Genomic DNA, 12,813 nt, shown 5'->3' with positions numbered 1-12,813 from the left:
AGTCAAAACTACCCGGTAAGCGGCCCCTGGCTGTACCCCAGAAACTACCCTTTAGTAGGTCTTTCTTCGCCAGAGCTCCGATGCCTACGGTGCCTCCATGACCTATACCGACGGTTTCGGCTACTGCGAGTACACCGCCGACAAGCGCGGCGCGGAAGCCCCACGACAGCCCGGTTTCGCCCGTCTGCTGGGTGACTGCGCCCGGATGGCCCCGCACTGGGCGGTCCCGGCGGGTCCCCGGCCGGTCCGCGTGGCCCCTTCGCAGATCCACGGGATCAGCGTCCCGCCGGCCTCGGCGCGGCTGATCGCCGCCACGTCCGTGTACGGGGACCAGTAGGAGGGAACCGGTTGCGCTCCCGCTCCGTCCCACCCGCATCAGGTAGGACGGGACCGGTGAAGGAGCGATGCGGTGACCAGCGAACGACCCGACGACACATCACGCGGCACACGGCGGCGGCCCGCCTGGGCCGTCGGCTCGATCGCGGCCGCCGTCCTGCTGGCGGGCGGCGGCACCGCGTACTGGGCGTCGACCGCCTACGGCGACGGTGGGGCGGGCAGCCGTACGGCCGACAGCGCGGCCTCCGCGCCCCGTGACGCGGGGAACCCCTCGGGGCCGGGCATCGCGCCCGGGGAGCCCGACCCGTCCGGCGGCGGGGTGGTCTACCGGGCCGACGTGAAGCTTCCGGAGGCCCCGGCCGGCGCGCCCACCTACGCGCTGTCCGGCGAGGTCACCTCGGCGGAGGTGGCCCGCCTCGCGGCGGCGCTGGGCCTGCCCGGCGAGCCGCGGCTGAGCGGGGACGTCTGGCTGGCCGGGGAGGCCGCCGACGGCTCCGGGCCCCGGCTCACGGTGGCCCGTACGGCGCCGGGGACGTGGAACTTCGCCCGCTTCCAGGCGCCGGGCAACGGCGCCGGGGACGACTGTGTGCGCGGCAAGGACACCTGCGGCCCGGCCACCCTCCCCAAGGACCCGGGGGCGAGTGCGGGCGGCGGGGCCGAGACGGGGACTCCGGTGTCGGAGGAGGCCGCCAAGGCCGCCGCGGCCCCGGTGCTGGCCGCTGCGGGGGTGGAGGGGGGCAAGCCGGACGCCCGGTCCCACCAGGGGTCGGTACGGGTGGTGGCCGCCGACCCGGTGATCGGCGGGCTGCCCACGCAGGGCTGGTCCACGAAGGTCAGCGTGGGCTCCGACGGCTCGGTGGTGGGGGGCAACGGGGAGCTGAAGGCGCCCGTGCGGGCGGCCGATCAGCAGGTGGTCGGGGCCGTGGAGGCGCTGGCCCGACTGAACGCGAAGGCGGGCGGCGGGGAGGGCAACCCCGAGCCCAGCGGTTGCGCGAGCGCGGTCCCGCTGGCGGCGGACACCGCGGTGTCGTCCACGGACGCGGTGCCGTGCAACCCGGAGCCGCGGCCGATGAAGCCGCCGCGGACGGAGACGGTGAAGGGCGCCGTGCTCGGGCTCGTCCCCGGCACGGTGAACGGGGCGCAGGGGCTGGTTCCGGCCTGGCTCTTCGAGGTGGCGGGTCAGGGCGGCGCGCCCGGCCACACGGTGGCCCAGCCGGCGGCGGCCGCCCAGGAGAGCACTCCCGGCCCGAAGGACATGCGCACGGTGACCGGATTCTCCTACGCGGAGGCCGACCGGAAGCTGACCGTGAACTTCTGGGGCAGTGTGTGCAGCACCTATGCCGTGGAGGCGCGGGAGCAGGCGGAATCGGTCCTGGTGAAGATCACGGACACCCCGAACAAGCCGGGTCAGGCCTGCATCATGCTGGCGCAGGACATGTCCTTGACGGTGCAGTTGCAGCAGCCGCTGGGTGACCGGAAGGTGATCGACGCGGCCACGGGCAAGCCGCTCCCCCGGCAGTAGTGGCGGTCCCGGGCAGGGCTCGGGGCCGGGTATGACACGAGGGCCCGCCCCCGGTCGGATTCGACCGGGGGCGGGCCCTCTGTCACGCGGGTGTCCAGGCTTAGCTGAACGAGTCGCCGCAGGCGCAGGAGCCCGTGGCGTTGGGGTTGTCGATCGTGAAGCCCTGCTTCTCGATGGTGTCGACGAAGTCGATGGAGGCACCGTGGAGGTACGGGGAGCTCATCCGGTCCGTGACGACCTTCACACCGTCGAAGTCCTTCACGACGTCGCCGTCGAGGGAGCGCTCGTCGAAGAAGAGCTGGTAGCGCAGGCCGGAGCAGCCACCGGGCTGGACGGCGACGCGGAGCGCCAGGTCATCGCGGCCCTCCTGCTCCAGCAGGGTCCTGACCTTCTCGGCGGCGGCGTCGGACAGGAGGATGCCGTCGCTCACAGTGGTCTTGTCGTCCTGTACGGACATCTGCATTCACTCCCGAAGTGGGCGGCTCCCCGCCGGGGGCGGGGAAACGTCGGACTCTTGCCGTCGGTGGCAACGAGCGGGACCGCGGATTCATTCCGGGACCCGACGCTTGTTTCAGATATTCCATGCTCGCACACCGCACGCGGGGGTGGGCCCGGCGAATCGTGGGCTGATGCGTCACATTGACACTATCGGCATCGTCAAACTGACGTGAAGCGGCTATCATAGATAACGTCAAATAGACGAGAAGTCGACGTGATGATCCAGAAGTCCCTTGTCGCAGAACAGAAAGGGTGCGTGTCGTGACCACCGCCCAGCCGTTGGACGTCCAGCCGACGCCCCTTGCCCTGCTGCTGCTCGGCCGTGAGGCCGACCCCAAGAGCGAGCGCGGGGTGGAGTGCCCCGGCGACCTGCCTTCGCCGTCGGACCCGAACCTCGTGGAGCGTGCCCGCGCGGCCAAGGAGAAGCTCGGGGACAAGGTCTTCATCCTCGGCCACCACTACCAGCGTGACGAGGTCATCGAGTTCGCGGACGTCACCGGCGACTCCTTCAAGCTGGCCAAGGACGCGGCCGCCAAGCCGGAGGCCGAGTACATCGTCTTCTGCGGCGTGCACTTCATGGCCGAGTCCGCGGACATCCTGACCTCGGACGACCAGAAGGTGGTCCTGCCGGACCTGGCCGCCGGCTGCTCGATGGCCGACATGGCCACCGCCGAGCAGGTCGCGGAGTGCTGGGACGTGCTGACCGAGGCCGGCATAGCCGGCAGCACGGTGCCCGTCTCGTACATGAACTCCTCCGCCGACATCAAGGCCTTCACCGGCAAGCACGGCGGCACGATCTGTACCTCGTCCAACGCGAAGAAGGCCCTGGAGTGGGCCTTCGAGCAGGGTGAGAAGATCCTCTTCCTCCCGGACCAGCACCTGGGCCGCAACACCGCCGTCCGCGACATGGGCATGTCCCTGGACGACTGCGTGCTCTACAACCCGCACAAGCCCAACGGCGGCCTCACCGTCGAGCAGCTGCGGAACGCCAAGATGATCCTGTGGCGCGGGCACTGCTCCGTGCACGGCCGGTTCTCGGTCGACTCGGTCAACGACGTCCGCGCCCGGATCCCCGGCGTGAACGTCCTGGTCCACCCCGAGTGCAAGCACGAGGTCGTGGCGGCCGCGGACTACGTCGGTTCGACGGAGTACATCATCAAGGCGCTGGAGGCGGCCCCGGCCGGCTCCAAGTGGGCCATCGGCACCGAGCTGAACCTGGTCCGGCGCCTGGCGAACCGATTCGCTGCCGAGGACAAGGAAGTCGTCTTCCTCGACAAGACGGTCTGCTTCTGCTCGACGATGAACCGCATCGACCTCCCGCACCTGGTGTGGACCCTGGAGTCCCTGGCCGAGGGCAACCTCGTCAACCAGATCCAGGTCGACAAGGAGACGGAGAGCTTCGCGAAGCTCGCGCTGGAGCGGATGCTGGCGCTCCCGTAGCCGCCTCCTGCTCCCCGTAACACGCCCGAAGGGCCGCCCCTCGATCCGAGGAGCGGCCCTTCGGCCGTTGTGCGAGGGGTGTCAGGCCTTGGCCGGGACCTCGTCCTCCGCGGCGGCGGGGGCCGGGACCGCCGTCAGGCGGGCCTCGCGCTTCGCCGCCCGCTTGGCGCGGCGGCGCTCCTTGCGGAGCTCGACCATCGTGTAGAGGGTCGGTACGAGCAGCAGCGTCAGCAGGGTGGAGCTGACCAGGCCGCCGATCACCACGACCGCGAGCGGCTGCGAGATGAAGCCGCCCTCGCCGGTGACGCCCAGCGCCATCGGGAGCAGCGCGAAGATCGTCGCCAGGGCCGTCATCAGGATCGGGCGCAGCCGGTGCCGGCCGCCCTCGATGACCGCTTCCACGACGCCCAGGCCCTGGGCGCGGTACTGGTTGACCAGGTCGATCAGGACGATCGCGTTGGTCACGACGATGCCGATGAGCATCAGCATGCCGATCATCGCCGGGACGCCCATCGGGGTGCCGGTGGCGATGAGCAGGCCGAGTGCGCCGGTCGCCGCGAACGGGATGGAGACCAGCAGGATCAGCGGCTGGACCAGCGACCGGAAGGTCGCGACCAGCAGCATGAACACGATCGCGATGGCCGCGAGCATGGCCAGGCCCAGCGAGCCGAAGGCCTCGTCCTGGTCCTCGGAGACGCCGCCGATGGATGCGGTGGCGCCTTCCGGCAGGTCCAGGGCCTTGAGCTTGGTCTGCAGCTCGGCGCTGACCGCGCCGGTGTTGTCGCCGAGCGGCCGGGCGGTGACGGTGGCGGCGCGGGCGCCGTCGATCCGGGTCATCGCGACCGGGCCGGGGACTTCCTTGACTTCGGCGATGTCACCGAGCTTGACCGGGCCGACGGGGAGCGCCTGCAGTTCGGCCAGGGTGGTGGCCGGCTGCGCGGACCTGATGACGATGTCCCGCTCGGTGTCGTCGAGCACGGCCTTGCCGGCCGGGTTGCCCCGGACGGCCTGCGCGACGATCGCGCCGAGCGCGGTCTGGTCCAGGCCGGCCTCGGCCGCCTTGGGGGTGGCCGTCACGGAGATGCGGGGCACGGACTGGGACAGGTCGCTCTGCACGTCGGCGACGTTCTTGAGCTTCGCGACCTCGGCGCGGACCTGCTCGGCGGCCTCGGCGAGGACCTTGCCGTCACCGGCCTTGACGACCACGCTGAGGTTCTGGTTGCCGAAGCCGTCGCCCGCCACGATGCGGGTCTCGCCGATGCCGTCGAGGGCGGCCAGCTTGCCCTCGATGCCCTTCTTGACGGCGTCCGCCTTGCCGGAGTCCTTCAGGCTGACCTGGTACGAGGCCTGGTTGGAGCCCGTACCGCCGCCGAAGGCTGCCAGGAAGCCGGAGGAGCCGACGGTGACCTGGTAGCTCTTGACACCGTCGACCGAGGACAGCACCTGCTCGATCTTGCGGCTCGCCTCGTCGGAGGCGGCCAGCGAGGTGCCGGGGGCGAGCTCCTGCTTGACCGTCAGGACTTCCTGCTCGCCCTGGTCGAAGAAGTTGGTCTTCAGCAGCGGGGTCATCCCGAAGGTGCCGATCAGGACGACCACCGCGATGGCCACACTGGTCACCCGGCGCCGGGTGGCGAAGCCCAGGACGCGGACGTAGAAGCGCTGGAGGCGGCTGCGCGCCTCCTTCTCCTGGGCCTCGCGGCGGGCCTTGGCCGCGCTCTCGGCGTTCCCGGGCTCGACGCCCTTGGGCGCGCTCAGGAACCAGTACGAGAGCACCGGTACGACCGTCAGCGAGACGAGCAGCGAGGCCAGCAGGGCCGCGGTGACGGTGAGCGAGAAGGAGCCGAAGAGCTCGCCGATCATGCCGCTGGTGAGGCCGATCGGCAGGAAGACGGCGACGGTGGTGAGGGTGGAGGAGGTGACCGCGCCGGCGACCTCCTTGACCGCGGTGATGATCGCGGCCTCGCGCTCCTCGCCGTAGCCGAGGTGGCGCTTGATGTTCTCCAGGACCACGATCGAGTCGTCGACCACACGGCCGATGGCGATGGTGAGGGCGCCCAGGGTCAGCATGTTCAGCGACAGGTCGCGGGTCCACAGCACGATGAGCGCGAGGACGACGGACAGCGGGATGGAGACCGCCGTGACCAGCGTCGAGCGCAGCGAGGCCAGGAAGACCAGGATCACGATCACCGCGAAGAGCAGGCCGAGCATGCCTTCGGTGGTGAGGCTGGAGATGGACTTGGCGACGGCCGGGCCCTGGTCGCTGACGACGGTCAGGTCGGCGCCGGCGCCGAGCGCGGTGCGCAGCTCGGGCAGCTTGTCCTTGACCGCGTCGGAGATGGCGACGGCACTGCCGTCCTTGTCCATGGTGAGGACGAGGGCGAGGCTGGGCTTGCCGTTGGTGCGGGTGATCGAGACGGCCTTGGCCGGCTCCTGCTTGACGGTGGCGACGTCGCCGAGGCGCACGGCCGGCTTGCCCGTGCCGGGGGTCAGCCGCAGGTCCTCGACCTGGGCGAGGGAAGTGAAGCCGTTGCCCACGCGGACGGTGCGGTTCTTGCCGGCCTCGTCGAAGGAGCCGGCGGGGACGGCGGCGCCGCCCGCCTGGAGGCCCTGGGCGAGGGAGGCGCCGTCGAGGCCGGCGGCCGCGAGCTTGGCGTTGTCGGGGATGACGGTGACCTGGAGGTCCTGGACGCCGTCGACGGTGACCTGGCCGACGCCCTCGATGTCCGAGAGGACGGGGACGACGGATCGTTCCAGCTGGTCGGCGAGCGCCTGCTGGTCCTTGTCGGCGGTGACGGCCAGGATGACGGTCGGGATGTCGTCGGTGGAACCGGCCACGACCTGCGGGTCCACCTCGGCGGGCAGCCGGACGCGGGCCCGGTTCACGGCCTGCTGGACGTCGGCGACGAGCTGCTTGGTGCCGCTGTCGCCGTAGTCGAAGGTGGCCATGATGAGGGCGTTGCCCTCGCTGGCGGTGGAGGTGATGCCGGTGATGCCGTCGACACCCTTGAGCATGGCCTCGATCGGTTCGACGACCTGCTTCTCGACCACGTCGGGCGAGGCGCCCTGGTACGGCGCGAGCACGGACACCATCGGCAATTCGATGGAGGGCAGCAGCTGCTGCTTGAGCTGCGGGATGGCTATGGCGCCGAAGAGGAGCGCGACGATCGACACGAGGCCGACCAGGGCCCTTTGGGCCAGGCTGAAGCGGGACAGCCAGGACATGGGTATGAGATCTCTCTGCAGTGACGAACGCGAGGGCACTCCTACCCTGTCGCACCGGGGTGGCGCGTTTCGTCGCTCGCAGGTGCCGTCCTTATGTGCGGCATACCGCGTCTGGAGTACGCCGTACGGGGCGGGCCTACTCCGCGCGCGGGCGGACCAGTCCCGATTCGTAGGCAATAACCACCAATTGGGCCCGGTCGCGGGCGCCGAGCTTCGCCATGGCCCGGTTCACGTGGGTCTTGACGGTCAGCGGGCTGACCTCCAACCGCCCGGCGATCCCGTCGTTCGACAGCCCGGCCGCGACGTGTACGAGGACCTCGCGCTCGCGGACGGTCAGCGCGGCGAGCCGCTGCGCGTGCGCCCCGGCCGAGGCTCCGGCGGCGGCCGGATCGGCGCCGCCGCCCTGGGCGAGGAAGGTGGCGATGAGACCTTTGGTGGCGGCCGGGGAGAGCAGCGCCTCGCCGGCCGCGGCGACGCGGATCGCGTTGAGCAGCTCCTCGGGTTCGGCCCCCTTGCCGAGGAAGCCGGAGGCGCCGGCCCGCAGGGCCGAGACCACGTACTCGTCGACCTCGAAGGTCGTGAGCATCACCACGCGGACGGCGGCGAGTTCCGGGTCCGCGCTGATCATGCGGGTGGCGGCGAGCCCGTCGGTGCCGGGCATCCGGATGTCCATGAGGACGACGTCGGGGCGCATCCGGCGGGCGAGTTCGAAGGCCTGCGCCCCGTCGGAGGCCTCCCCGACGACCTCCATGTCGGGCTCGGAGTCGACGAGCACCTTGAACGCGCTGCGCAGCAGCGCCTGGTCGTCGGCGAGCAGCACCCTGACGGGCGCGGCGGAGGGCAGGTCCGTCGCATGTTGGTCCACGGGGTGAGGGTACGCGGGCCCGCCGGCCGCGCTCAGCCCAGGGCGAGGACGATCAGGGCGGTGGTCGCCGCGACCTCCTCGAGGGCGCCGAAGACGTCGCCGGTGACCCCGTCGAAGCGGCGTACGCAGCGGCGGAGCAGCAGTTCCGCGGCGAGCAGCGCGGCCAGGACCGCCGCCGCGCTCCGGCCGGCGGCGGTCAGGCCCAGCGGGAGTGCGGCGGCCGCGGCCAGTGCGACGGCGAGTACGGCGATCAGGGCGGCGGCGCGCCGCGGGACCACCCCGGCGACGGCGGCGCCGAGTCCCCCGGGGCGGGCCGCCGGGACGCCTTCCCGGCAGGCCAGGGTCATGGCGACGCGGGCCGCGACGGCGGCGACCACGGCGGCCAGGGCGCCGCGGATCCAGCTGTCGGCGTAGATGTCGGACAGGGCGGCCACTTGAAGGAGCAGCACGATCACCAGGGCCACGACGCCGAAGGGGCCGATGTCGGACTGCTTCATGATCCGCAGGGCCTCGCCGGCGGGTTTGGCGCTGCCGAGGCCGTCGGCCGTGTCGGCGAGGCCGTCGAGGTGCAGTCCCCGGGTCAGCGCGGCCGGTACGGCGACGGTGACGGCCGCGGCGAGCAGCGGCCCCCCGCCGAGCAGGAGCAGGAGGACTCCGGGCAGGGCCGCGAGCACGCCCACGACCAGCCCGGCGAGCGGGGCGCAGGCCATTCCGGTGCGGGCGGCGGGGCGGTCCCAGCGGGTGATGCGGGCGGGCAGCACGGTGAGGGTGCCGAACGCGAAACGGAGGCCGTCGAGGAGCGAGGCGCGTTCCGGGGGCGGCATCGTGGGCGGGCCGTCGTACGAATCTGTCATCGGCGGGAACGGTACCCGCTCGACGCGAGCGGTAAATTACCCATTACATGCCAAATAGGGAGTCAGTGGGATGGGTCACTGGTGGTATCGGAACATCGTCGAACCGGGGAAGCTGCCGCTCCTGCTCGCCCTGCTCTCCTTCGTGATGTCGTTCCTGGTCACCCGTATGATCACCCGGATGATCCGGGCCGGCCGGGGGCCCTTCAAGAACGTCACCCCGGGCGGTCTGCACATCCACCACGTGGTGCCGGGCGTGATCCTCGTGATCATCGGCGGCTTCGGCGCGGTCGGCAGCGGCCGGTACGGCTTCGGCGCGTACGTCTCCGCCGTGATCTTCGGCCTGGGCGCGGGCCTGGTCCTGGACGAGTTCGCGCTCATCCTGCACCTCGACGACGTCTACTGGAGCGAGCAGGGCCGCAAGAGCGTGGAGCTCGTGGTCATCACGGCCGCCGTCGTGGCCCTGGTCATCGGCGGTTTCGTGCCCTTCGGGGTGAACGACCTGTCGACCGAGGAGCGCCAGAGCCGCGGTCTGGTCGTCATGAACGGGGCCACCAACTTCTGCCTCTCCCTGCTCGCCCTGTGGAAGGGCAAGGCGCGCACCGCGCTCTTCGGGCTGGTCGTGCCCCTCGTGGCGCTGGTCGGCGCGATCCGGTTGGCCCGGCCCGGATCCCCGTACGCGAAGAGGTTCTACGCGAACCGGCCGCGCGCCCGGGCCAAGGCCGGGCTGCGCGCCTTCCACCACGACCGGCGCTGGGCGGGGCCGCGCCGCAGGTTCGAGAACTTCATCGGCGGGACCCCGGACCCGGAACTCGGTCCGGGCCGTGCCCCGGGACACGGCCCGGACCCCGATCCGGACCAGGCGGTCTCCCTGGAGAAGCCGCCCCCGCACTGACGACGGCGGCGGGCCCTCCCCCCTGTGCAAGGGGGGAGGGCCCGCCGTCGTGCCGTCGGTGCACCCGGCCCGGGCTCAGCCCGGGATCAGCCCGTCGTCGCTGAGCATCTCCCTGACCTCGTCCAGGTCGGCGTCGTCACCGGGGAGGATCAGCTCGGACGGCTCCAGCGCGTCGTCCGGGAGCGGTGTGCCGAGTCGCCGTACGGCGTCCAGCAGCGCGCCCAGGGTCCGCCGGAAGCCCTCATCGTCACCGCTCTCCAGCTCCACGAGCAGTTCGTCGTCCAGCTTGTTGAGCTCGGCGAAGTGGCTGTCCGCCACTTCCACCTGACCTTCCCCCATGATGCGGACAATCATGACGGGCCCCGTCCTACTGCTTGTCGAACCGGTGCGGCGCCTGCGACTGCTGGCCGTTGCCCTGCGCACCGCCCTCGATGGCCTGCTGCTGGGCGGACGGGCCGCCCGCCAGCTCGGCCTTCATGCGCTGCAGCTCCAGCTCCACGTCCGTACCGCCCGAGAGGCGGTCCAGCTCGGCCTGGATGTCGTCCTTGGAGCCGAGGCCGCTCTGGTCGTCGAGCGCCCCGGAGGCCAGCAGCTCGTCGATCGCACCGGCGCGGGCCTGCAGCTGGGCGGTCTTGTCCTCGGCCCGCTGGATGGCCAGGCCGACGTCGCTCATCTCCTCGGAGATGCCGGAGAAGGACTCCGCGATCCGGGTCTGCGCCTGGGCCGCCGTGTAGGTGGCCTTGATGGTCTCCTTCTTCGTGCGGAAGGCGTCCACCTTGGCCTGCAGCCGCTGGGCGGCCAGCGTCAGCTTCTCCTCCTCGCCCTGGAGGGTCTGGTGCTGCACCTCCAGGTCGCTGACCTGCTGCTGGAGCGAGGCGCGTCGGGACAGGGCCTCGCGGGCCAGGTCCTCGCGGCCCAGGGCGAGGGCCTTGCGGCCCTGGTCCTCCAGCTTGGCGGACTGCCCCTGGAGTTGGTTCAGCTGCAGCTCCAGGCGCTTGCGGGAGGTCGCCACGTCGGCGACCCCGCGGCGCACCTTCTGCAGCAGCTCCAGCTGCTTCTGGTACGAGTAGTCGAGGGTTTCGCGCGGGTCCTCGGCCCGGTCAAGGGCCTTGTTCGCCTTCGCGCGGAAGATCATCCCCATACGCTTCATGACACCGCTCATGGGCTTCGCGCGCCCCCTTCTAGACGGACTGTGCTCCAGGTCACCGACAGAACCCACAGTACGGGCCCTGTCTCCATTACCGCACTGTTCGAGGACGGATGCGCTCCTCCTCCAGGACGACTACGCCCCCGCCCCATCAGGCGTAAGGAGTAGGTGATCCCAGGAGAACGGGCCCACCGCACGGACCATGCACAGGGAAGGACGCCCGCCGTTGCCGGATCGTTCCCCAGCGGGGTGGGGCCCGTGCCCGCAACCACGTAGGCTTGGGTTTTGTGTTTGGTAGCCGCTCCTCCAAGGAAGAGAAGGCCGCCGCCACCGACAAGGTGAGCGCCGACCTCTCGCAGCCCCGTGACCCGCAGGCCCCGAAGGGCCGCCCTACGCCGAAGCGTGCTGTGGCCCAGTCGCAGCGCAAGGCCGTGGTGGCCTCGACCGGCAACCGCAAGGAGGATGCCAAGCGAGCCCGTGAGCGTCGCCGCACGGAGATGGCCAAGCAGCGCGAAGCGCTGGCCAATGGCGACGAGCGTTACCTGCCCACCCGTGACAAGGGCCCCGTCCGCCGGTTCGTCCGCGACTACGTGGACTCCCGCTACTCGGTCGCCGAGATGTTCCTGCCCCTCGCGGTGGTCATCCTCGTCCTGAGCATGGTGCGGCAGAACGCGATCCAGCAGATCGCGCTGCTGCTGTGGCTCGCTGTGATCGTCCTGATCATCCTCGACTCCATCGGCCTGGTCTTCCGCCTCCGCAAGGCCCTGGCCACGCGCTTCCCGGACGAGCCCCGCCGCGGCGCCATCGCCTACGGCCTCATGCGCACCCTCCAGATGCGCCGGCTCCGCCTCCCGAAGCCGCAGGTCAAGCGAGGAGAGCGGCCCTGAGCCGAGCGACGCCCGGGATGTCGGGGGAAGGCTTCGCAGAAGGTGCCCGGCTCTGGCTCGAAGGCCTGGGCGGACTGCGCAACGCCGTCCGGCAGGAGCTCGTGGGCCGGCAGGTCGACGAACAGATCGCGCAGCGCTTCCCGGTCGGGCAGCGGCTGCGCGTGCTCGACGTCGGCATGGGCCAGGGCACGCAGGCCCTGCGGCTGGCCCGCGCCGGGCACAAGGTGACGGGCCTGGAGCAGGACCCCGGCATGCTGGCCGTCGCCCGTGAGGCGCTGGCCGCGGAGCCGGAAGGGATCCGCGACCGGGTCACCCTCCTGGAGGGCGACGGCCGCGAGACCGGGGCCCACTTCCTGCCGGGCAGCTTCGACGTGGTGCTGTGCCACGGAGTGCTGATGTACGTGCCCGAACCGGACGCCATGCTGGCCGGGCTGGCCCGGATGCTGGCTCCGGGCGGACTGCTGTCCCTGCTGGTGCGCAACGGCGACGCGCTCGCCATGCGGCCGGGGCTGGGCGGCGACTGGAAGGGCGCGCTGGCCGCGTTCGACTCCACCGACTACACGAACCGGCTGGGTCTGGAGGTCCGCGCGGACCGGCTGGCCGGGCTGACGGCGACCCTGTCGGGGATCGGTGCGCCGCTGCAGTCCTGGTACGGCGTCCGCGTCTTCACCGACGGCACCGAGGCGGGCGAGGTCCTGCCGCCCGACGAGGAGCTGGAGCAGCTGCTGGCCGCCGAGGACCGCGCCGGTCGGATCGACCCCTACCGGGGTGTGGCGGCGCTGCTGCACCTGTGCGGGGTACGGGGCTAGCTCCGCCGACCGGGCCGCGAGCCGGAGTACGAGGAAGGGGCGGGCCGGGGTTTCTCCCCCGGCCCGCCCCTTCCTCGTACTCCGGCCCGTCCTAGATCCGCCGGGCCCCCGGCAGGGCTACGCCTCCAGGGCGGCGCGCAGGCTCATCGTGTAGAGCTCGGTCCCGCCGTCGTCGGACAGCTTCACCTGCTCGACGCCGCCTTCCAGCAGGTCCTTCCAGTACTCGCCGATCCAGGACTCCGCGTCCCCCTGCGTGGTGAACTCCTCGGGTACCACCGACGGGCTCGTCTCGGTGCCGTCGGCCGTCTCGAACCGCCACGTCCACGCCATGTCCGCCTCCG

13 protein-coding genes are annotated in these 12,813 nt (G+C 71.5%); 6 read left to right on the top strand and 7 right to left on the bottom strand.

The genetic code is table 11. From position 1 onward, the window contains the following. Positions 1-97 precede the first annotated feature (97 nt). Positions 98-337: a hypothetical protein gene (locus OG386_RS30535; RefSeq protein WP_327385880.1), complete on the top strand. Its 240-nt coding sequence runs from the start codon at positions 98-100 to the stop codon at positions 335-337. Between the two features lie 72 nt (positions 338-409). Beyond that, on the top strand, positions 410-1,858 hold the full coding sequence (locus tag OG386_RS30530) for a hypothetical protein (RefSeq protein ID WP_328790769.1): 1,449 nt from the start codon (positions 410-412) through the stop codon (positions 1,856-1,858). Between the two features lie 100 nt (positions 1,859-1,958). Here OG386_RS30530 and erpA read toward each other — a convergent pair whose 3' ends face one another. Further along, entirely contained in the window at positions 1,959-2,315 is a 357-nt protein-coding gene (gene erpA / locus OG386_RS30525; RefSeq protein ID WP_030010511.1) for an iron-sulfur cluster insertion protein ErpA, read from the bottom strand. A 293-nt stretch (positions 2,316-2,608) separates the two neighbouring features. On the opposite strand from erpA, the gene nadA reads away from it, so the two are divergent. After that, positions 2,609-3,796 carry a quinolinate synthase NadA gene (gene nadA / locus OG386_RS30520; RefSeq protein WP_266597456.1) on the top strand — a complete coding sequence of 396 codons (1,188 nt, stop codon included), beginning with the start codon at positions 2,609-2,611 and terminating at the stop codon, positions 3,794-3,796. A gap of 81 nt (positions 3,797-3,877) precedes the next feature. Here the strand turns inward: nadA and OG386_RS30515 are convergent, their stop codons facing one another. From OG386_RS30515 to cobS, 3 genes are all read right to left on the bottom strand, one after another. After that, on the bottom strand, positions 3,878-7,018 hold the full coding sequence (locus OG386_RS30515) for an efflux RND transporter permease subunit (protein ID WP_328790768.1): 3,141 nt from the start codon (positions 7,016-7,018) through the stop codon (positions 3,878-3,880). A gap of 136 nt (positions 7,019-7,154) precedes the next feature. Further along, positions 7,155-7,883 (bottom strand): response regulator transcription factor, encoded by a 729-nt coding sequence (locus OG386_RS30510; RefSeq protein WP_327385876.1) that lies wholly within the window; start codon positions 7,881-7,883, stop codon positions 7,155-7,157. A gap of 32 nt (positions 7,884-7,915) precedes the next feature. Beyond that, positions 7,916-8,737 carry an adenosylcobinamide-GDP ribazoletransferase gene (cobS, locus tag OG386_RS30505; protein ID WP_328790767.1) on the bottom strand — a complete coding sequence of 274 codons (822 nt, stop codon included), beginning with the start codon at positions 8,735-8,737 and terminating at the stop codon, positions 7,916-7,918. Positions 8,738-8,807: 70 nt separating this feature from the next. Here cobS and OG386_RS30500 point away from each other — a divergent pair, with 70 nt between their 5' ends. After that, a complete protein-coding gene (locus OG386_RS30500; protein WP_328790766.1) occupies positions 8,808-9,629 on the top strand; it encodes a hypothetical protein in 822 nt (273 codons plus the stop codon). 75 nt (positions 9,630-9,704) lie between these two features. On the opposite strand, the gene pspAA is transcribed toward OG386_RS30500, so the two are convergent. Both pspAA and OG386_RS30490 read right to left on the bottom strand, forming a co-directional pair. Continuing rightward, positions 9,705-9,983, bottom strand: a complete 279-nt coding sequence (gene pspAA, locus OG386_RS30495; protein ID WP_328790765.1) for a PspA-associated protein PspAA — start codon at positions 9,981-9,983, stop codon at positions 9,705-9,707. 13 nt (positions 9,984-9,996) lie between these two features. Further along, on the bottom strand, positions 9,997-10,791 hold the full coding sequence (locus OG386_RS30490) for a PspA/IM30 family protein (RefSeq protein ID WP_078913643.1): 795 nt from the start codon (positions 10,789-10,791) through the stop codon (positions 9,997-9,999). Between the two features lie 263 nt (positions 10,792-11,054). Here OG386_RS30490 and OG386_RS30485 point away from each other — a divergent pair, with 263 nt between their 5' ends. Both OG386_RS30485 and OG386_RS30480 read left to right on the top strand, forming a co-directional pair. Then, on the top strand, positions 11,055-11,663 hold the full coding sequence (locus OG386_RS30485; protein ID WP_384844737.1) for a DUF3043 domain-containing protein: 609 nt from the start codon (positions 11,055-11,057) through the stop codon (positions 11,661-11,663). 17 nt (positions 11,664-11,680) lie between these two features. Beyond that, positions 11,681-12,472: a class I SAM-dependent methyltransferase gene (locus OG386_RS30480; protein ID WP_266597441.1), complete on the top strand. Its 792-nt coding sequence runs from the start codon at positions 11,681-11,683 to the stop codon at positions 12,470-12,472. Between the two features lie 117 nt (positions 12,473-12,589). Here OG386_RS30480 and OG386_RS30475 read toward each other — a convergent pair whose 3' ends face one another. Next, on the bottom strand, positions 12,590-12,802 hold the full coding sequence (locus tag OG386_RS30475) for a hypothetical protein (protein ID WP_327388651.1): 213 nt from the start codon (positions 12,800-12,802) through the stop codon (positions 12,590-12,592). Between the last annotated feature and the right edge of the window lie 11 nt (positions 12,803-12,813).

Source organism: Streptomyces sp. NBC_00273, assembly GCF_036178145.1.
Taxonomy (GTDB): domain Bacteria; phylum Actinomycetota; class Actinomycetes; order Streptomycetales; family Streptomycetaceae; genus Streptomyces.
This window is presented reverse-complemented; position numbering and strand designations above follow the sequence as displayed.